Source organism: Rhizobium leguminosarum (assembly GCF_002953715.1).
Lineage (GTDB): Bacteria > Pseudomonadota > Alphaproteobacteria > Rhizobiales > Rhizobiaceae > Rhizobium > Rhizobium leguminosarum_V.
The window spans coordinates 548,276-567,427 of the sequence record NZ_CP025012.1; the positions used below are offsets into that span (position 1 = coordinate 548,276).

At 62.1% G+C, this 19,152-nt stretch carries 16 protein-coding genes; 9 read left to right on the forward strand and 7 right to left on the reverse strand.

Annotation, left to right across the window (positions count from 1 at the left end):
- The first annotated feature begins 9 nt into the window (after positions 1-9).
- Together CUJ84_RS02705 and lpxK are read left to right on the forward strand one after the other, a co-directional pair.
- Complete coding sequence (locus CUJ84_RS02705; protein WP_105008065.1) at positions 10-732, forward strand: HAD family hydrolase; 723 nt, start codon at positions 10-12, stop codon at positions 730-732.
- A 282-nt stretch (positions 733-1,014) separates the two neighbouring features.
- Positions 1,015-2,079, forward strand: coding sequence for a tetraacyldisaccharide 4'-kinase (gene lpxK / locus CUJ84_RS02710; RefSeq protein WP_105005089.1), 1,065 nt, complete (start codon positions 1,015-1,017; stop codon positions 2,077-2,079).
- Between the two features lie 94 nt (positions 2,080-2,173).
- Here lpxK and CUJ84_RS02715 read toward each other — a convergent pair whose 3' ends face one another.
- Both CUJ84_RS02715 and mutL read right to left on the reverse strand, forming a co-directional pair.
- Complete coding sequence (locus CUJ84_RS02715; protein WP_003545832.1) at positions 2,174-2,404, reverse strand: DUF2093 domain-containing protein; 231 nt, start codon at positions 2,402-2,404, stop codon at positions 2,174-2,176.
- A 171-nt stretch (positions 2,405-2,575) separates the two neighbouring features.
- Complete coding sequence (gene mutL, locus CUJ84_RS02720; protein ID WP_105005090.1) at positions 2,576-4,378, reverse strand: DNA mismatch repair endonuclease MutL; 1,803 nt, start codon at positions 4,376-4,378, stop codon at positions 2,576-2,578.
- A 183-nt stretch (positions 4,379-4,561) separates the two neighbouring features.
- Here mutL and CUJ84_RS02725 point away from each other — a divergent pair, with 183 nt between their 5' ends.
- Positions 4,562-6,283 (forward strand): response regulator, encoded by a 1,722-nt coding sequence (locus tag CUJ84_RS02725; RefSeq protein ID WP_105005091.1) that lies wholly within the window; start codon positions 4,562-4,564, stop codon positions 6,281-6,283.
- Between the two features lie 126 nt (positions 6,284-6,409).
- On the forward strand, positions 6,410-7,774 hold the full coding sequence (locus tag CUJ84_RS02730; RefSeq protein ID WP_105005092.1) for a putative bifunctional diguanylate cyclase/phosphodiesterase: 1,365 nt from the start codon (positions 6,410-6,412) through the stop codon (positions 7,772-7,774).
- 53 nt (positions 7,775-7,827) lie between these two features.
- Here CUJ84_RS02730 and CUJ84_RS02735 read toward each other — a convergent pair whose 3' ends face one another.
- The 5 genes from CUJ84_RS02735 to CUJ84_RS02755 all read right to left on the reverse strand — a co-directional run bounded on the left by CUJ84_RS02735 (position 7,828) and on the right by CUJ84_RS02755 (position 11,887).
- A complete protein-coding gene (locus CUJ84_RS02735) occupies positions 7,828-8,433 on the reverse strand; it encodes a PRC-barrel domain-containing protein (RefSeq protein WP_105005093.1) in 606 nt (201 codons plus the stop codon).
- A 230-nt stretch (positions 8,434-8,663) separates the two neighbouring features.
- Positions 8,664-9,551: an SMP-30/gluconolactonase/LRE family protein gene (locus CUJ84_RS02740; RefSeq protein WP_018495074.1), complete on the reverse strand. Its 888-nt coding sequence runs from the start codon at positions 9,549-9,551 to the stop codon at positions 8,664-8,666.
- The gene (locus CUJ84_RS02745; protein WP_105005094.1) at positions 9,548-10,189 is read right to left on the reverse strand and encodes a 2-dehydro-3-deoxy-6-phosphogalactonate aldolase; all 642 of its coding nucleotides are present in this window, start codon (positions 10,187-10,189) and stop codon (positions 9,548-9,550) included. Before CUJ84_RS02745 ends, CUJ84_RS02740 begins: the two co-directional genes overlap by 4 nt.
- Positions 10,190-10,202: 13 nt before the next feature.
- A complete protein-coding gene (locus CUJ84_RS02750; RefSeq protein WP_105005095.1) occupies positions 10,203-11,120 on the reverse strand; it encodes a 2-dehydro-3-deoxygalactonokinase in 918 nt (305 codons plus the stop codon).
- On the reverse strand, positions 11,120-11,887 hold the full coding sequence (locus CUJ84_RS02755) for an SDR family NAD(P)-dependent oxidoreductase (protein WP_199788813.1): 768 nt from the start codon (positions 11,885-11,887) through the stop codon (positions 11,120-11,122). Before CUJ84_RS02755 ends, CUJ84_RS02750 begins: the two co-directional genes overlap by 1 nt.
- Before the next feature lie 108 nt (positions 11,888-11,995).
- Between CUJ84_RS02755 and CUJ84_RS02760 the strand changes: the two genes are divergently transcribed.
- The 5 genes from CUJ84_RS02760 to CUJ84_RS02785 all read left to right on the forward strand — a co-directional run bounded on the left by CUJ84_RS02760 (position 11,996) and on the right by CUJ84_RS02785 (position 19,016).
- Entirely contained in the window at positions 11,996-12,793 is a 798-nt protein-coding gene (locus CUJ84_RS02760) for an IclR family transcriptional regulator (RefSeq protein WP_105005096.1), read from the forward strand.
- A 254-nt stretch (positions 12,794-13,047) separates the two neighbouring features.
- A complete protein-coding gene (locus CUJ84_RS02765) occupies positions 13,048-13,782 on the forward strand; it encodes a helix-turn-helix transcriptional regulator (protein ID WP_105005097.1) in 735 nt (244 codons plus the stop codon).
- A gap of 661 nt (positions 13,783-14,443) precedes the next feature.
- Entirely contained in the window at positions 14,444-15,610 is a 1,167-nt protein-coding gene (locus CUJ84_RS02770) for an Mrp/NBP35 family ATP-binding protein (RefSeq protein WP_027685805.1), read from the forward strand.
- Between the two features lie 511 nt (positions 15,611-16,121).
- A complete protein-coding gene (locus CUJ84_RS02780; protein WP_018449361.1) occupies positions 16,122-17,099 on the forward strand; it encodes a magnesium transporter CorA family protein in 978 nt (325 codons plus the stop codon).
- Between the two features lie 18 nt (positions 17,100-17,117).
- The gene (locus CUJ84_RS02785) at positions 17,118-19,016 is read left to right on the forward strand and encodes a potassium transporter Kup (RefSeq protein WP_105005098.1); all 1,899 of its coding nucleotides are present in this window, start codon (positions 17,118-17,120) and stop codon (positions 19,014-19,016) included.
- Positions 19,017-19,152: the final 136 nt, after the last annotated feature.

Sequence of the window (19,152 nt, forward strand, 5' to 3'; positions counted from 1 at the left end):
GGAGATATGATGTCGGTTGCAGCGCCTATCAAAGGCATTCTCTTCGACAAGGACGGCACGCTTCTCGACTATGACGAGAGCTGGCTGCCGGTCAACCGCGAGCTTGCCCGCATCGCAGCCCAGGGGGATGAGCTTCTCGCCAACCGGCTGCTTTCCGCCTGCGGCATGGATCCGGCGACCGGCCATATCGTTCCCGACAGCCTGCTTGCCGCCGGCAACACCCGCCAGATCGCCGAGGGTCTCGTTGCCGCGGGCTCGATGGTCGATGTCAGCGAACTGACGGTCCGCCTCGACGAGCTCTTTTCCAGCGCCGCCGAATTTTCCGTGCCGGTGACCGACCTTGCCGGTTTCTTCGCCCGGCTGCATCGGCGCGGCTTCAAGCTCGGTGTCGCCTCCAGTGACAATGAACGATCGATCCGCCAGACGGCGGAACGCTTCGGTTTTGCCAGCTACATCGATTACATCGCCGGCTACGACAGCGGTTTCGGCGTCAAGCCGGAGCCCGGCATGGTGCTCGGCTTCTGCGCCGCGACCGGTCTTTCGCCAGCCGAGGTCGCCATGGTCGGCGACAACAACCACGATCTGCATATGGGTCTGAATGCCGGGACGGGGCTGCGGATCGCGGTGCTGACCGGCACCGGTTCACGGGAGACGCTTGCCGCCGCAGCCGATCACGTGCTCGACGATATCACCGCCATCGAGACCCTGCTGCCGGACCTGCAGCCGGCCTGACCCCCGGCACTTAACCCCGAAAATCGGAATCGATTTTCGGGGTTAAGTGCCGGTTCAAAGTCATAGAGCGTCCTTGACGCGTCCCATCGGAGGCGCGGTGCTGTAAGGGCTTGCATTTTTTCAGGTTTTGGCTTCTCAATCCGGCCGGTCGAAAAGCAGGGGACTGGCTGTGGCTAAAGCAATTCCAGCAAAAGTGCACAGCGGTTTTGCCGGGAAAAGCGCGCAGCGACTTTCCCAAGGGATTGCGTGAGAACAAGCCGGGCAGGGGAGCGGGACGGCAAGATGATATCTGAAGCGCCACCGTTCTGGTGGAGGAAAGCCGATTGGCGGGCCTGGCTGCTGCTGCCGCTTTCTTTTCTCTATGGCCGTATCGCCGGCCACCGTATGGCCTATGCCCGCCGCGCCTCTGTTCCGGTTCCGGTCATCTGTGTCGGCAATTTCACCGTTGGTGGCGCCGGCAAGACGCCGACGGCGCTGACGATCGCCCGTGCCGCCAAGGCGAAGGGGCTGAAACCCGGCTTTCTCAGCAGGGGTTACGGCGGCTCGCTGGATGTGACGACGGTGGTCGACCCCGATCATCACCGGGCGGGCGCCGTCGGCGACGAGCCGTTGCTGCTTGCCCAGGAAGCGCTGACGGTGATTTCCCGCCGGCGCGTCGAGGGTGCCGCGCGTCTGGTGGCGGAGGGTGCCGATCTCATCATCATGGATGACGGTTTTCAAAGCGCCAGGCTGGCGATCGACTATGCCCTGCTCGTCATCGACGCGACCCGCGGCCTCGGCAACGGCCACATCGTGCCGGGCGGGCCGGTCCGCGCGCCGATCCGCCAGCAGCTGCGTTCTGCGACCGCCTTGCTCAAGGTCGGCGGCGGCAATGCCGCCGACAAGATCGTCCGCATGGCGGCGCGCGCGGCAAAGCCCTATTTCACCGCATCGCTGAAAGTGCGCGGCGACAATACGCTGGCCGGCACGAAGGTGCTCGCCTTCGCCGGCATCGCCGATCCCGCCAAATTCTTCCGCACGGTCGAATCCCGCGGCGCCGAAATCACCGTCGCCAAGTCCTTCGGCGATCACGAGCATCTGACCGAGGAGGAGATCGACGACATCCTGACGACTGCCGAGCGTCAAGGTCTCTTGATCGTTACCACCTCCAAGGATTTCGTCCGCCTCTCCGGCCATCCCGGCAAGGCGGCGCAGCTCGCCGAAAAGAGCCGGGTGATCGAGGTCGACATGGTATTCGAGGATCACCTCGCCCCCAGCCTCATCATCGACCGGGCGATCGTCGCCTGCCGCGAGCGGCGCCTGCGGGAGATCAAAACTGCGGCTAAGGCAGTTCCAGGAAAAGTGTGAAAAGGGTTTTCCCAGGCAAAGCGCGAAGCGGTTTTGCCGGGAATTGCGTAAAAAGCCAGAGCAGTTCTGCAATTCCACGAAAAGCTGAAAGGCTCTAGCGCCGCTGGTTCGGCAGCACGCCGGCGCGTTTGTCGGCATCGATGGCCGAGATCACGTCGGCATAGGGCTCCTGCCGGGCGACGCTCCAGTAGCGCAATTCGTCGAGCGGGATCTGTTTCCCCGTCATCGCGCAGACGACATAGGAGCCGGGCGAGAGAATCTGGAAATCGCCATCGAGATACCGGATCTTCGCTTCGCGGTTTCCGTGCCCTTCGAACAAATTCATGCGCTCCGTTCCCTGCCGTCTGTCATTAGAGCATGTCGCGCAAAAGTGTGCCGCGGTTTTGCGATCACGACATGCGGAACACCAAAGCCCTAAAGCGTGGCAAGCGAATCTGAAAGATCGCGACACGCTTTAGTCTGCCATACTCCCGCAAGGGCCGCTTTTCCAGCTTTTTTAGCTTCTGCCGAAAAGCCGCTCGATATCGCTGAGCTTCAATTCGATATAGGTCGGCCGGCCGTGATTGCACTGGCCGGAGCCGGGCGTCACTTCCATTTCTCTCAGCAGCGCGTTCATTTCCTCCGGTCGCAGCCGCCGTCCGGAGCGCACCGATCCGTGGCAGGCCATGGTCGCCGCCACATATTCGAGCTTGGCCGATAGGCCCGACGCCGTGTCCCATTCGGCAATCTCGTCGGCAAGCTGGCGGATCAGCCCATGCGCATCGACCTCGCCGAGCATTGCCGGCGTCTCGCGCACGGCGATCGCGCCGGGGCCGAAACGCTCGATCGCCAGGCCGAGTTCGGAAAGCTCGGCCGCATGCTGCATTAGCCGGTCGCAATCCTCTTCCGGAATATCGACGATCTCGGGGATGAGCAGCACCTGCGAGGCCAGCCGCTTGGAATGCAGCGCCTTGCGCATCGCTTCGAAGACCAGCCGCTCATGCGCGGCATGCTGGTCGACGATGACGAGCCCGTCCTCGGTCTGGGCGACGATATAGTTTGCGTGGATCTGCGCCCGCGCCGCGCCGAGCGGATACCGTGCGTTTGGTTCGGGTGCTGCCGGCTGCGGCGAAAACTGCGGCTCGGCCCGCGCCGTCGGCATCGAAAGTCCGTCGAAGGACGCCTGTGGCCGCTCGCCGAAACCCGTTGTCGGCTGATAGGGCCGGGAGGGCGACGTTTCGGCCGACCATCCGCCCTGCGGCCGCTGGCTATTCGGCTGGAAGCCGGGGCGGAAGGAGCGCAGCATGTCGCTCGCCCCGGTCGTTGCCGCCCTGCTGCCGTCGCGCGCCAAGGCCTCGCGGATGGCGCCGACGATCAGGCCGCGCACCAGGCCAGGATCGCGGAACCGCACGTCGGACTTTGCCGGATGCACGTTGACGTCGACGAGAGCGGGATCGAGCGTGATCGACAGCACCGCCACCGGATAGCGTCCGGATGGGATCGTCTCGGCATAGGCGCCGCGGATCGCCGAGAGGATCAGCTTGTCCTGCACCGGCCGGCCGTTGACGAAGGCGTATTGATGGGCGGAGTTGCCGCGATTGAAGGTCGGCACGCCTGCAAAGCCGGTCAGCGAGATCTCTTCGCGCTCGGCGTCGAGCGCAATGGCGTTGTCGCGGAATTCCTTGCCAAGCACCTGCGCCATGCGCGCCAGATGGTCGTCGCCGGTTGCCGGAAATTCCAGTGTCGTGCGGTCCGAGCCCGACAGCACGAAGCGTACCGCCGGAAAGGCGATCGCCATGCGCTTGACGATCTCGGTGATGGCGCCGGCCTCGGCCTTCTCCGTCTTCAGGAATTTGAGCCGGGCCGGTGTGGCAAAGAACAGGTCGCGCACTTCGACGATCGTCCCGGGATTGGCGGCAGCCGGGCGCATATGCGCGATCTTGCCGCCGGTCACGGCGATCTCGTGGCCGCCGGCGCTGTCGCGCCTGCGGCTTGCAATGCTGAGCCTTGCGACCGAGCCGATCGAGGGCAGCGCCTCACCACGGAAGCCGAGCGTGCGGATATCCTCGAGCGTCTCCGATATCTTCGAGGTGCAGTGGCGCCTGACCGCCAGTTCCAGATCGGCCGCGTCCATGCCCGAGCCGTTGTCGCTGACGCGCAGCAGCGCCTTGCCGCCGCCAGCCGTGGCGATTTCGATGCGCGTCGCGCCCGCGTCGAGTGCGTTTTCGATCAGTTCCTTGGCAGCGCTCGCCGGTCGTTCGATGACTTCGCCGGCGGCGATCTGGTTGATGAGCGTTTCGGAAAGCTGTCTGATGGCCATGGGCTATTTTCGGGGATTCGCGGGCCGGAGGGAAGGGGTTTCGATGCGCTTTCCCAAAGCGTGATCACGGCCGTCCGCGAATTTGGTGGTGCCTAGTGTTAAGCCGGTTTTAACATAAAAATGGCATTTCTAATCACATACTTCCGGAAGCTGTGAAATCGAACAGATGTGGGACGCAATGGAATGAGTGCCGGCTTCGAAAAGGCGGACACATCATCAGAAATCGATGGGTCTCCCGCCGAGGCCGATCTGCAGACGGCGCTTTTCGATGTGGTGTGCGACAGCCTTTCCGCAGCTTTCATCATCTACGACAAGAACGATCATCTGATCTTCGCAAGCCGCCAGACGCTCGAATTCTTTCCGCTGCCCGCCGAAATGCTGAAGCCGGGCACGCGGCTTCGCGATTTCCTCGGTGCGATGTACGACACCGGCATTCGCCAGCAGTATGATGTCAGGCAGGGCGGCTCGCTGAGCCGCGAGGACTGGCTGTCGCAGAAAATCGCCTCGCATTGGCGCGAGCGCTTCGACGCCGTCGAGCGCCACGGCGCCGACAGCTGGGTCCGCTTCGTCAAGCGCAGGCTGCCGGGTGGTTACGGCGTCACCATCATCTCCGACATTTCCGAAAACAAGAAGCGCGAAGAGCAATGGCGCTCGGATCTGGAGCGCGTGCAGCTGACCGAGGACATTCTCGACAATCTGCCGTTCCCGCTCTTCGTCAAGGACCGCAACCTCACCTATGTCGCGGTCAATCTCGCCTTCTGCGAGAAATATCAGACGAGCGCCGACGAGGTGCTCGGGCGCAAGAGCGGTGATCTTTTTTCAGAGGAGATCGCCAAGCGTTTCGAGGAGAGCGATCGCCACGTGCTGGAGACCGGCGAGATGTCCGTCTCCCGCCAGCGTCAGATCTCCCGCGACGGCACCGAGCGCGACATCGTCAGCCGCAAGCACCGCATCGGCAAGCCCGGCCGCTATTTCCTGGTATCGACCATGCAGGACCTGCCGCGCGACGGCGCCGATCTCGACGAGTTCGGCCAAGCGTCCGCGATCACCGCCTCCAGCAATCAAAGCTACCGCCGGGCCTATGTGCCGGTACCAACCGGCGTCGAGCGGCGCGAACCGGCGGCGATGGAAGCGATCGTTCCGGAGAATTTCTCCGGCCGCAAGGTCCTTGTCGTCACTGCCGACCTCGCAGCCGAGACCGCCGCGCTGCGGACGCTGACGAAATACGGCTTCGAATCCTGCTCGGTCCGCGGCGAGGACGAAGAGGAGCGGTTCCTGGAAATCGCCACCTCCTCCGGCATCTCGCTCGATCTCTTGATCATCGATAATCAGATGGGCATGCGCTGCCTCGAGCTTGCCGAGCAATACGGCATCCCGGCGCTCGTCATGGACGGTTTCCAGATCGCCAACGAGCTCACATTCCAGATCGCCCGGCATTTCAATCGCAACAGCCGCAGCGCCGCCGGTTCGGATACGGATTGGGAAATCAGCATTTCCGACGATGTGGTCGGCCTGCAGATTCTCGTGGCCGAAGACAACGATATCAACCAGATCGTCTTCTCGCAGATCCTGGAAGGCCTTGGCTACCGCCATATGTTGGCAGCGACTGGCGACGAGGCAGTGCGCCTCTGGGCCGAGCACCGGCCGCAGATCGTGTTGATGGATATTTCCCTGCCGGGTTTCAACGGCTTCGAGGCCGCCCGCCTCATCCGGCAGATGGAGGAAAACGGCGACGGCACCCGCACCCCGATCATCGGCGTGCTCACCCAGGCCTTCGAGCGCGACCGCGCCGAATGTGTCAAATCAGGCATGGACGACGTCATCATGAAACCCGTCAGCCCCGACATGCTTGAGACGGTGTTTCAGAAGTACCTAATGGACGAACCTATGCGGGCGCGAAACTAGCCGGCGATACCCGTCAACTCCCTAGATTTTGGGCGTTTCAGGCGGCAGAGGCCGCTGATTTCCTATCGAATTGTTAAGACATGCCGGTCATTCTTTTGCATGGCTGCGGGGGAAGCTCGGGTTTGCATGATGAAATCGGCGGAAATAGCTTTCTTGACCGTGGGTCAGAATGAGCTTCAGGCGATGGCCTATACCGATCCGCTGACCGGATTGGGCAACCGCAATCGCATGCGGGACAAGGTCTTGCAGATCTCTTCCGAGCGCGCCAGCGATCCGGCCCCCTTCACCATCGGCATCGTCAACCTCGACAGCTTCAAGCCGATCAACGATCTGTTCGGCTCGACGGCCGGCGATGAAATCCTCTGCCAGGTCGCCCATCGTCTCAGGGCCTGTATTCCTGATGGCGCGCTTGTGACCCGCCATGATGGCGACGAATTCGCCTTCGTGCTGCCGTTGATCTTCGAGCGGGCGAGTGCCGAGAAATTCGGCCAGATGATCCGCGAGGTGCTATCGGCTCCCTATGACCTCGGTGACCGCAACGTCCGTCTCTCCGCTTCCCTCGGCTTCTCCATCTATCCGTTCGCCGGAGAGGATTGCGAGGAACTGCTGAAGAGCGCCGAGACCGCCCTCTACCGTTCCAAGCGCCGCGGCCGCGGCCAGATCACCGTCTATTCGCGCGAGATCGCGCAGGAAATGAAGCGCGCCACGCAGCTGGAGCAGGCGCTCAGAAACGCCATCATCTCGGATGCGATCGACGTGCATTTCCAGCCGATCGTCTCGCTGTCCAACAATCAGGTCGTCGGCTTCGAGGCGCTCGCCCGCTGGAACGACCCCGATCTCGGCTTCGTCTCGCCCGGTGTCTTCGTGCCGCTCGCCGAAGAGCGCGGCTTCATCGATGCGCTGTCGGAGGCGTTGCTGCGTAAAGCCGCCGAAGCAGCACTTTCCTGGCCACGCGAACTCTTTCTGTCGTTCAATCTTTCCTCGGCCCAGCTGATGGATCCGGGCACGAGCAGCAGCGTCCTGTCGATCCTCGGCCGCGTCGGCTTCGATCCGCATCGCTTGGAACTGGAGATCACCGAGACCGCGGTGATGAGTTCGGCCGATACCGCTCATCGCATCATCGCCGATCTGCGCGCCGCCGGTGTACGCATCTCGCTCGACGATTTCGGCACCGGTCAGTCGAGCCTCGGGCGGCTACGCGACTTCATCTTCGACAAGATCAAGATCGACCGTGCCTTCGTCTCGCGCATCAATTCCGATCGCGCCTCCGAACACATCATCAAGGCGATCCTTACCATGTGCGAGGGCCTGGAGCTGGAAGTCGTAGCGGAAGGCATCGAGGATTATGCCGAGGCAGTGAAGTTGCGCACGCTCGGCTGCGGCATGGGCCAGGGCTATCATTTCGGCCGTCCGGCGGACGGTATCGCCACGCTGCGCTTCCTGCACGAGAACTATTACGATCCGACCGTGATGGAGCGTGTCAGCGCATAAAGCGATGGCGCCCCTGGGAGCGCCATCGCCTACGCTATACTACCGCGCACGGATTACTTAGGCGTGGTCGAGCCGGTCGCCGTGGTATCGGTACCGGTCGCAGCCGGAGCCTTTTCGGCCGCCAGCATTGCCAGCGTCTTGAACTCAGGTGCGGCCTTCAGCGATTCAGACGTTTCGCTGGTCGTCAGCTTGACGCTGCCGTCCTGGGTGTTCTGGGCGACGGTGATCTTTTCCATCGGCACGGCGACGTTCTTTTCGCCGATACCCAGGAAGCCGCCGACACCGATGATTGCAGCAACGAAGCCGCCGTCCTTCTTCAGGATCAGGTCGTTGACGCTGCCGATGCTTTCATTGTTGCCGTTATAGACCGACTGTCCGATATAGGTGTTGGCGCTGACCTGATCCGGAGACTGCTCCGTCAGATAGCCGGCCTGAGCCGTATCTGCCGTCGGTGCTGCGGCCGGAGCCTGTGCGGCATCGCCCGCGGGCTTGGTGACGTCAGGCGTCATCGGCTTCGGTGCTGCCGGATCGGCGGGAGCCGCCTGGGTCGGAGCGGCGGGGTCCGCAGGCTGCGGAGCCGTCTGCGAGAATGCTGCCGGTGCGAAAGCCGTGGCAAACAGGGCGCCAGCGGCAACGGTCGTCAAGAGTTTGCGTGTCATTTCGAACCTACCTTCTTTTTTTTCTAGTGATCGCTGACCCGGTAACACCTGTGTCTCAGGTCTCTTTACCGAGCCAGTTCGAAGGGAAAATGACTGGTGGAGTGATTGGTTCCGGTTGAAAACACGGAAAATTTCTCGATTTTCACGGAACATTTATCGATGAGTGGCCACCAAAACGAGAAAAAGCGCCCCGGTGAGGAGCGCCTTTGATCATCGCTGGCAAGCAAAAATCAGATCACATAGACGGGATCGAACACGCCTTTGACGTCGATGCCGAGTTCCAGCAGAGCGCCGGCACTGGGCTGCGCCGAACGGGCATTCTCATCCAGCCCTTCCCAGGCGGTCGTTACCGCCAGGCGGTCGGCATTGACGCCGATGAAGGCAGGGCAGGAGGGCTGGACGGCAGGAACCTTGTAGCGCGAGATGCGCAGGCCGTCCGGACTGTAGCGGTCGACGACGCCGGCGCCCCAGCGCGCATTCCACAGATAGCCGTCGGCATCGACCACCGAGCCGTCGATGTCGCCGGGGTCGTTCATGCTGTCGACGAGCACGATCGGTTCGCCCGAGGGCAAGCCGGTCAGCGGATCGACCATGACGCGCATCAGCCGGTTGATCCGGGAATCCGTATAATAGCCGATCGTGCCGTCAGGCGAGAAGCAGATCGAATTCGGGATGCTGATGCCGTTGAAGATCTTCGTCACCTTGCCGCTAGCGACGTGATAGATGGCGCCGGCCTGGTTTTCCGCCCGCTTGCTCATCGTGCCGATCCAGAGCGCACCGGACGGATGCGTGCGGCCGTCGTTCGAACGGTTTTCCGGCCTGTCGTTTTCGAGCGCGGCGTAGAAGGTGAGGTTGCCGCTTGCGACGTCGCGCACGAAAAGCCCTTCTTCGGTCGCGATCAGCTGCCGCCCGGCGTCGATGCGGGCAAGCACGCTCGCCATCACAGGCAGCGGATGCACCTTTTTTGCGCCCGTCGAAAGATTGAGTTCATGCAGTTCCTTGCCGAGGATGTTGAACCACCAGACGGTATTGCTGTCCGGATCATAGGTCGGGCCTTCACCGAGAACGGAATTGGTATTGCAAAGTGTTTTGCCTTCGAACTCATAAATATCAGTCATACGTTCACGCTCCCAATGGCTGCATCATAGGCGTAAATGGTCGCCTTGGCGCGCTCGGCAACCTCTGACACGGTCATTCCGGGTTTGTAGATGCTGGTGCCGAGGCCGAAAGCGAAGATGCCGGCCTTGGTATAATCGCCGAAATTCTTATCCGACACACCGCCGACGGCGGCAATCATCAGCTCCGGCGGCAGGATTGCCCGGATCGCCGTGATGCCGGAAGGGCCGAGCACGCTGGCCGGAAAAAATTTGAGACCGGTGGCCCCGGCCCGCGCCGCCGCCAGCGCCTCGGTCGGCGTGAAGACGCCCGGCATCGTCACCATGCCGTAGTCGCGCGCCCGGATGATCACCTCGGGCTCGACATTCGGGGTGACGAGCAGCTTGCCGCCGGCCGCATGCAGGCTGTCGACCGCCTCGACGGTCAGCACCGTGCCGGCGCCGATCAGCACTTCGACCGGCGCCATCTTCGCGGCGATCTCGATGGATTTGAACGGTTCCGGCGAGTTGAGCGGGATCTCGATCGCCGTCAGGCCATTTTCGATCAGAGCACCGACGACGCTTTCGGTCTCGTCAGGCCGGATGCCGCGAAGGATGGCGATCAGCGGGCGCTTCATGTCGGGGAAGGGGATACGGTTCATCGTGTCAGCTTTCTCAATTCGGCCAGATGGCTTCGGCGGCAGCCGAAAGCCCGCGGCGCACGGCGGCGTCGGCGTCGATGGCGGTGAAGGCAAGGGAGAGGGTTTTGAAGGCCTGTTCATAGAGCGCCTGCAGGCGCCCTGAGGCGACGAGGGTGATGTCGGTGCCGTTTGCCGCATCTTGCAGCGCGCCGGCGATTTCGAGGCCGATCAGCGTGCCGGAAAGCCGGGCTTGCGCCGCTGCGGCAGAAATCCCGTGCAGGAGCTGGCCCGAGCGGGCGGTAAACAGCAGGTTGGAGGCAAGGGCCGGGCGTGCGAAAGCGGCCGAGACGGCGGCCTCGAAGGCTGCCGCATCCGCCGGCTGCTCTTCCGCACCGGCAACGGCATGCGAAAGGATCGTGTGTTTGCTGATGACGTCGAAAAGCTCGCCGGTCATGAAGGTCGAAAAGCCGGAGACGTTGGCGTCCGTCACATGCACCCATTTCGAATGCGTGCCGGGCATGCAGACCGCCTGCGCCCCGGAGCTTGCGCGGCCGAGCGCGCCGAGAAGCTGGGTTTCTTCGCCGCGCATGACGTCCGGCGTCGCCATGTCCCGCTGGGCAAGGCCCGGCAGGATGCGGATGTCGCGGCTTTCGCCGGGCACGGAGACCGCCGCGGTCAGGATCGAGGCAAGCGGCGTCGGCACGTCGATATAACCGGCCTCGACCCAGCCCTGCCGTGCGCCGGCCATGCCGCAGATGATCACCGGCAGGTTTTCCGGCGCCTCGATGGCTGTGAGATGGCCGGCAAGCACGGCGGAAAAGCCGGTTTTTGCCGCGCTCGTCATGCCTTCGCCGCTACGGCGTTCGGCAAGGACGGTGCCGTCCCTGCCCATCAGCCACAGCCGAAAGCTGCTGGCGCCCCAGTCCACCGCGACATAAGCGGGATTTGCCATTACAGAACGCCTCCATCGACAATCAGGGACTGGGCGGTCATCGCCGCCGCACAGTCGGATGCAAGAAACAGGCAGGGACCGACGATCGCATCGGGTTTGAGCGCGACCTTCAGGCACTGGTCCTCGACCGAGCGCGCAATGCTCTCCTCGGTAAGCCAGTGCTGCATCTGCCGCTCGGTGACGACCATGCCGGGCAGGATGCAGTTGACCCGGATGTTCTCCGGCCCAAGCCTGCCCGCCAGGCTCTTCGTCAGCCCGACGACCGCTGCCTTGGCCGCCGCATAGGCGGGAAAGCCGCCCATGTTCAGCTTGAAGGCGATCGACGACATATTGATGATCGCCCCGCCGCCGGCCGTCCGCATCGACGGCACGACTGCCTGCGAGGTGAAGAACACATGCTTGAGGTTGACCGCCTGGTTGTTGTCCCAATAGGCCTCGGTCACCGCGTCGAATTCATGGCGGTCGTCCCAGGCGGCATTATTGACCAGCACGCGGATCGGCCCTGAGCTGGCAATGACGCTATCGACCGTAAGCCGGATCGCCTCGATGTCGCGCAGGTCGGCATGGTGAAAGGAGACCGGATGCAAGGTCTCCTGCGACAGCCTTTCGGCGAGCTCGCGGCCGGCGGCCTCGGCGATATCGATAAACGAGACCTTGGCGCCTTGGCGCGCGAAACTTTCGACGATCGCAGCACCGATGCCCGATCCGCCGCCGGTCACGAGCACGGCTCGGTCTTTGAACTCGGGAAATTGTGCTGCTGGCATCATGGTCACCGTCGCCTCCCGACCGTATCATTGTTCCATTATTTGGAACTTAATTTGACTATATGGAATTATCGAATTACAGTGCCCTTTCTGTCAAGGGTGGATGATGCAATGGATTCAAACGGCGGCGGCGCAGCACAGGCACGTGAGACCGGCACGCTCGGCAAACTGATGGTTCTGCTCGATCTTGTCACTCATGCGGATGCGCCGCTGCGTTTCACCGATATCCTGGCCCTTGCCGGCCAGCCGCGCGGCACACTGCATCGCCAGCTGAGCCATCTGGTGGAGGAGGGGTTGCTGGAGCTCGATGGCGACGGCCGCTATGCGCCCGGCCTGCGCCTGCTCGATTTTGCCGCGCGCAGCTGGGCGCGCAACGAATTCCGCCTGATCGCCGAGCCGCACCTCGCCGATCTGCAGCGGGCAACCGGCGAGACGGTGCATCTCGGCGTTCTCAGGGGCCAGTCGATCATCTATCTCGATAAGGTCGAAGGCCGCCAGCCGGTGCGCATGTATTCGCAGATCGGCAATGCTTCGCCTTGCTACTGCACCGGCGTCGGCAAGGCGGCCCTTTCGCTGCTGCCGGCCGAAAGCCTCGTCGATCTCGTCGCCAGCCTGAGCTTCACCAGCTTTACCGCCTCGACCCATATCTCGGCCGAAACGCTGCTTGCCGAAATCCGCGAGATTGCCGATCAGGGCTATGCCTTCGACCGCGAGGAGCATGAGGCCGGCATCTGCTGCGTCGCCGCACCCGTCTGGTCGGAGGATCGGACCTTTATGGGGGGCATTTCGATTACCGGTCCGGCCTATCGGTTGTCGATGGAACTTCTGCACCAATGGGCCGTTCCGGTTCAGCTGGCGGCTGGGAGGATCATGGAAGGCATGCGCGTCCGTCTCGGTCCGCGCCGCTGAGAGAAAAATTGCAATCGGCCCGCTGCTGGACGCGATCGCAGAGCATGCTTATGATGAGCGCGATATTGAGATTTGCCGACGAATCACCACAACTAGAACGGTCCGCGAAATCTACAACCAGTCACCGGCCGAACGCTCAACGCTGAAGCCGATTCCAACCAGCGATCGTCGTTCCCCGATGCAATCGAAACACCCATAGCGGGCAGGTTTCGCAAATGGTTTGCCGGCCGCTGTGCCGAAGATGAAGAAATGTGATGGCACCCTTGTCGCAAACATCCACGGAAGAAGACGATTATATCAAGGAAATAGCGGGCCTGAAGACCCAGTTCGATATTTTCCGTTTTATGAAACGGGTGACGGAAGCCTATCGCAGCCGGGCCTTCATGGTCCTCAACCTGCCGCCGATCACCTCCTTCGATCTTCAGGGCAGCACCGTCATTACCAGCTGGCCGGCCGAGCTTCTGGCTCTCTACGACCAGGAAGGCCTGATGGTGAACAGTCCGGTCCTCAGGCGCCTCAGAACATCCGCGCGGCCCTTCTTCTACGACATGACACGACAGAACTTGTCGCGGGACGACGGCAAATCCATTCTCGTTGCCTCCCTGTTCGAACGTTTCAAGATGATGCGCTGCGCCTATTTCCCGACGCATGAGCCCTCCGGCCTGCGCGGCGCCGTCTCTTTCGCCGGCGACCGCGAGCCCTTCAGCCCGGCAGAGATGCGGGAGCTGTGCTACATCGCCATCCACGTCTTCGACAGGCTCGCCGAGATCCGCAACCTCGATACGCGCATGACGGATACGCTGACCGACCGCGAGATCGATTGCCTCAATTGGACGGCGGCCGGCAAGACCAGTGCCGAAATCGCCGAAATCCTCACCCTGTCCGAGCACACGGTCAATCACTACCTCAACCGCGCTACCAAGAAGCTCGACACGGTCAACCGCACCCAGGCCGTCGCCAAGGCGCTACGCATTGGCTTGATCAAATAAGTTGCAAAAAACAACCGAATGCTTGGAGAGCCGCCCAGCGCATAGGCAAATCCCTCACGGTGGAGGGCTGTCACAAGCGCTTTTGCGCTGTTTTTCCTGATTTTCCATCTGGCACGCTTTCTGCATCTCTTCTGCGAGAGGTCCAGAGGGGACTTTGAGACCAGCGCCAGGAAATGGCGCGGCCGACACACCGCTGCCCGACGCCGATGCCGCTTTCTCCCGGCTCTTCGGTGTCGGCGGCGGTTGTTGCGTTTTGGCACCGCTTCTTTCGCAGCTGTTTGCGATTTCGTCTTCCCCGTTCATTTTTCGCTGGCCTTTTGCTCGGCTTGCTCTAGTTCGCCCCGGATTGCGCCGGTTCTCGGGGAGACCGTTGCGGCCATCAGGGCGAAAGCCCGGCGGACTTGATGGCCGCAACGGATTGCCAATTTTCCCGGCGCTCTTTTGGCCAGCGCTCTTCCTAGCAAGCCGGCAATCGATTTTCCTTCCGATGATTTTGTTTGGCGAAGGCTTCCGTCTCCACTATCTCTACTGCATGATTTCAGCCTTGATCGGAATCGATCAGGGCTGAAATCATGCAGCAATTCAAAGTGCTACAGCGTCCTTTGCGCGTCTTGAAAGACGCGCGGCGCCGTAGTCTGCAAGAAGAAGCAGTGAGGGTGGAATGACCGACGTCACCAAGGAACAGGTTCTCGAAACGCTGAAGACCGTGCGTGGACCAGATCTCGAGCACGATATCGTCGAGCTCGGCATGGTCTCCGACGTCTTCATCTCCGACGGCAAGGTTTATTTCTCCATCACCGTCCCGGCCGACCGCGCCAAGGAGCTGGAGCCGATGCGGCTCGCCGCCGAGCGCGTCATCAAGGAAATGCCGGGCGTCAAAGGCGCCCTCGTCACACTGACGGCGGACAAGAAGGCGGCCGCCGCCGCGCCGGCTGCCCGCCCTGCGCCGAACCCGCCGCACGGCCATGCCGGCCACGATCATGGGAGCCATGCCCACGCCCCTCAACAGCCGCCGCGCGCCGGCAAGATCGGTGTGCCCGGCATCGGCGCCATCATCGCCGTCGCCTCGGGCAAGGGTGGGGTTGGCAAGTCGACCACCGCCGTCAATCTCGCACTCGGCCTGCTCGCCAACGGTCTTCGTGTCGGCATTCTTGATGCCGATATCTATGGCCCCTCGATGCCGCGGTTGCTGAAGATATCCGGCCGCCCGACGCAGATCGATGGCCGCATCATCAATCCGATGGAGAATTATGGCCTCAAGGTCATGTCGATGGGCTTCCTTGTCGACGAAGAGACGGCGATGATCTGGCGCGGGCCGATGGTCCAGTCGGCGCTGCTGCAGATGCTGCGCGAAGTCGCCTGGGGCGAACTCGATGTGCTCGTCGTCGACATGCCGCCCGGCACTGGCGACGCGCAATTGACCATGGCCCAACAGGTGCCGCTTGCCGGCGCCGTCATCGTCTCGACGCCGCAGGATCTCGCTCTGATCGATGCCCGCAAGGGCCTCAACATGTTCCGCAAGGTCGAGGTGCCGGTGCTCGGCATCGTCGAGAACATGAGCTATTTCATCGCTCCTGATACCGGCACCCGCTACGACATCTTCGGCCATGGCGGCGCCCGCAGGGAGGCCGAGCGCATCGGCGTGCCCTTCCTCGGCGAAGTGCCGCTGACGATGAACATCCGCGAAACCTCCGACGCCGGCACGCCGCTCGTCGCCTCCGAGCCGAACGGCGTCGTCGCCGGCATCTATCGCGGCATCGCCGCCAAGGTCTGGGAGCAGGTCGCCGGCCAGTCCCAGCGCCCGGCACCGACGATCGTCTTCGAATAATGCATGTCGCCCGGAAGTGTGCAGCGGTTTCGGGATAACGGCCTGCATAAACAAAATGCATGTCGCCCGGAAGTGTGCAGCGGTTCCGGGATAACGGCCTGCATAAAACAAAATGCATGTCGCCCGGAAGTGTGCAGCGGTGCCGGGATAACGGCATGTATAAAACAAAATGAATGTCGCCCGGAAGCGTGCAGCGGTTAAAGCGCGTCGAGACGAGGTGCTTTAGCGAGCCGAATCGCCGCGGCGGATACCCCAAATTGTGGGGGAAACGTGGTGAAAAGCCGCGCTTCACGGAAGATGTCTTGATTATTTCACGGCTTTGCTTCATATGCCGCGGCGCCATGATGGCGTTTTGCTGCAGATGCTCAATGACGGTCGTCTTCGTTTCGAAGAGGCCGCCCGCCTGCAAGTTCGGAGTTGTCTTGTCGATCGAAGGATTGGGAACTGCGATGCGGTTGAGCACAGTGCGCATGCCGGCCTTTGAGGTTGGATGCAGCCGGAGAGACTACCGGTGATTACCGCCTACTGTTCCAATTGCAAGTCGGTCGAGATTCGCGATCTGTCGCATGCCGCATCCTTTCCCGAGGATGTCGTCTGGATCGACATGATCGAGCCGACCCGCGATGAGGAGCTCTATGTCGAGAAGATTCTCGGCATCGAGGTCCCGACTCGCGACGATCTCAAGGATATCGAGCCTTCCGCCCGCCTCTATGTCGAAAACGATGCCGTCTTCATGACCGCCTCGCTGCTCTGGAAGGCTGACACCGACGTGCCGACGCTGACCGATGTCGCCTTCATACTGGCCGGAAACCGCCTGGTCACCATTCGCTACGCCCATCCGAAATCCTTTGCGCTGTTCATTGCCGCCCTCCACCGGCTGCCGGAAAACTGGCGCAGTGGTGCCGCCCTTCTCGCCAAGCTCTTGGAGACGATCGTCGATCGCACCGCCGAGATCCTCGAAATCTCCGTCTCGCGCCTCGACATCTTGTCGACGCATGTCTTCGGCGATCGGGCAAGGAAGGTGCGCAAGCCCTCGAACTATCTCGAGGAGAAGCTGCGCGATATTGCCGGCCATCACAGGATGATCAGCAAGGTGCGCGACAGTCTCGGTTCGCTTGCCCGCCTGCTGACGTTCTTTCACACGATCCCGGCGATCCAGCAGGACCGCGAGGCGAAGGAGCTCTGCCGCACCGTCTCGCGCGATATCCAGTCGCTGTCGGAGCATGCTTCCTTCGTTGCCGCCAACATCACCTTCCTGCTCGATGCTTCGCTCGGCCTGATCAACATCGAGCAGAACTCGATCATCAAGATTTTCTCGATTGCCTCGGTGGTGTTCTTGCCGCCGACATTGGTCGCCTCCATCTATGGTATGAACTTTCAGATCATGCCGGAGCTGACCTGGGTCGCGGGTTATCCCTATTCGCTGGCCCTGATGGTGATATCCGCCGTCATCCCCTTCTTCTTTTTCCGCTGGAAAGGCTGGCTCTAAGGAGCCTGTTGCAACTTCATGTCCGAAGAGAGCCATCCGAACGAAAGCCATATGACGCCGCGAAAGCTGTTCTATCTCGCGCTGGGTTCCGTCGGTGTCGTCTACGGCGATATCGGTACCAGCCCGCTCTATGCCTTTCGCGAGGCGCTGAAGCCGGTGGCCCATGACGGCGTCACCCGTTTTGAAGTCATCAGCCTGATCTCGCTGATGATCTGGGCGCTGACGATCATCGTCACCATCAAATATGTGCTCTTCCTGCTGCGCGCCGACAACGACGGCGAGGGCGGCACGCTGTCGCTGCTTGCCCTGCTGATGAAGACCGCCAACGGCCATACCGCCATCCTGATGCTGCTCGGCCTGATGGGTGCGGCTCTCTTCCTCGGCGATGCGATGATCACGCCGGCTCTATCAGTGCTGTCGGCCGTCGAGGGCCTGAAGCTCGTCACACCCAGCCTCGCGGAATATATCGTGCCGATCTCGGTGGTGATCCTGGCGCTGCTCTTCGTCGTGCAATCGCGCGGCACCGGCGCCGTCGCGAAGTTCTTCGGCCCGATCACCGCCGTCTGGTTCCTCGTCATGGCCGCCGCCGGCATTTCCCATATCTCGGATGATTACGGCATCCTGGCCGCCTTCAACCCCTATTATGCCGTCAGCTTCCTGCTGCATGAAGGCTTCTACGGCGTCGTCGTGCTCGGCGCCGTCTTCCTGACGGTGACCGGCGCCGAGGCGCTCTACGCCGATCTCGGCCATTTCGGCCGCCGCCCGATCCAGTGGGCCTGGTTCCTGCTGGTTTTCCCGGCGCTGACGCTGAACTATCTCGGGCAGGGCGCCCTCGTTCTCGGCAATCCGGCGACGATGTCCGATCCCTTCTATCTAATGTATCCGAAATGGGCGCTGCTGCCGGTCGTCATCCTGGCGACCGCCGCGACGATCATCGCCAGCCAGGCTGTGATCACCGGCGCCTTCTCGATGGTGCGCCAGGGCATCAACCTCGGCTTCCTGCCGCGCATGGAAATCCTCTTTACTTCGGAAACCAATACCGGGCAGATCTTCGTGCCTTCGGTCAATGCCGTGCTATTTATCGGCGTCATCTTCCTGGTCTTGAGTTTCAAGACTTCGGACGCGCTGGCGACCGCCTATGGCATCTCCGTCACCGGCGCCATGGTCGTCACCTCGATCATGGCCTTCGAATTCGTCCGCGCCCGCTGGAACTGGTCGCTTCCCGTCGCGGTGATCGCGCTTGCACCGCTGGTCGTGCTCGAAATGATCTTCCTCGGCGCCAACCTTTTGAAGATCCACGACGGCGGCTATATCCCGATCATGATCGCCACCGCCTTTACCGTCGTCATGTGGACCTGGCGTCGCGGCACAGCGATCCTGATGGAAAAGACCCGCCACACCGATATTCCGCTCGCCTCCTTCGTCAGCTCGATCGAGCGCAAGAGCGAACATTCGCCGGCCCAGGTCCCGGGCACGGCGATCTTCCTGACCAGCGACCCGGAATCCGCCCCTGCCGCCTTGCTGCACAATCTCAAGCACAACCATGTGCTTCACGACCGCAACGTCATCCTGACGATCCGCACGATCAACAAGCCGCGCGTCCCAAGCCACGACCGCTACAGGGTCGAGCAGATTTCCGAGCGTTTCTCCCGCGTCGAGCTGCTGTTCGGCTTCATGGAATCGCAGAACGTCTCGCAGGCCCTGGCGACGTTGCGCAAGACAGGACTGAAGTTCGACATCATGTCGACCTCCTTCTATCTTGGCCGCCGCAAGCTGGTGCCGGACGCCAAGTCCGGCATGCCCTATTGGCAGGACCGGCTCTACATCGCCCTCGCCAACGCCGCCGCCAACCCCTCGGATTACTTCCGCCTGCCGGCCAACCGCGTGGTGGAACTGGGCTCGCACGTTATTATTTGATGAGAGGGGCAAAGACCCCGCCCCAAACCCCTCCCCACAAGGGGGAGGGGCTTAACCTGTTGCGCCGTCTGCCAGCTTTTCGACATTTCAGAATAAGCGAGGCGGTGCCGCGCTGAGCCCCTCCCCCTTGTGGGGA

Excerpts from the sequence above, each read along its gene's own strand:
- CUJ84_RS02740 (WP_018495074.1), bottom strand. The coding sequence starts at position 9,551 with ATGACTGATATTTATGAGTTCGAAGGCAAAACACTTTGCAATACCAAT.
- lpxK (WP_105005089.1), top strand. The coding sequence starts at position 1,015 with ATGATATCTGAAGCGCCACCGTTCTGGTGGAGGAAAGCCGATTGGCGG.
- CUJ84_RS02715 (WP_003545832.1), bottom strand. The coding sequence starts at position 2,404 with ATGAATTTGTTCGAAGGGCACGGAAACCGCGAAGCGAAGATCCGGTAT.
- CUJ84_RS02725 (WP_105005091.1), top strand. The coding sequence starts at position 4,562 with ATGAGTGCCGGCTTCGAAAAGGCGGACACATCATCAGAAATCGATGGG.
- CUJ84_RS02730 (WP_105005092.1), top strand. The coding sequence starts at position 6,410 with ATGATGAAATCGGCGGAAATAGCTTTCTTGACCGTGGGTCAGAATGAG.
- CUJ84_RS02745 (WP_105005094.1), bottom strand. The coding sequence starts at position 10,189 with ATGAACCGTATCCCCTTCCCCGACATGAAGCGCCCGCTGATCGCCATC.
- CUJ84_RS02770 (WP_027685805.1), top strand. The coding sequence starts at position 14,444 with ATGACCGACGTCACCAAGGAACAGGTTCTCGAAACGCTGAAGACCGTG.
- CUJ84_RS02785 (WP_105005098.1), top strand. The coding sequence starts at position 17,118 with ATGTCCGAAGAGAGCCATCCGAACGAAAGCCATATGACGCCGCGAAAG.
- CUJ84_RS02765 (WP_105005097.1), top strand. The coding sequence starts at position 13,048 with ATGGCACCCTTGTCGCAAACATCCACGGAAGAAGACGATTATATCAAG.
- mutL (WP_105005090.1), bottom strand. The coding sequence starts at position 4,378 with ATGGCCATCAGACAGCTTTCCGAAACGCTCATCAACCAGATCGCCGCC.
- CUJ84_RS02705 (WP_105008065.1), top strand. The coding sequence starts at position 10 with ATGTCGGTTGCAGCGCCTATCAAAGGCATTCTCTTCGACAAGGACGGC.
- CUJ84_RS02760 (WP_105005096.1), top strand. The coding sequence starts at position 11,996 with ATGGATTCAAACGGCGGCGGCGCAGCACAGGCACGTGAGACCGGCACG.
- CUJ84_RS02735 (WP_105005093.1), bottom strand. The coding sequence starts at position 8,433 with ATGACACGCAAACTCTTGACGACCGTTGCCGCTGGCGCCCTGTTTGCC.
- CUJ84_RS02750 (WP_105005095.1), bottom strand. The coding sequence starts at position 11,120 with ATGGCAAATCCCGCTTATGTCGCGGTGGACTGGGGCGCCAGCAGCTTT.
- CUJ84_RS02755 (WP_199788813.1), bottom strand. The coding sequence starts at position 11,887 with ATGATGCCAGCAGCACAATTTCCCGAGTTCAAAGACCGAGCCGTGCTC.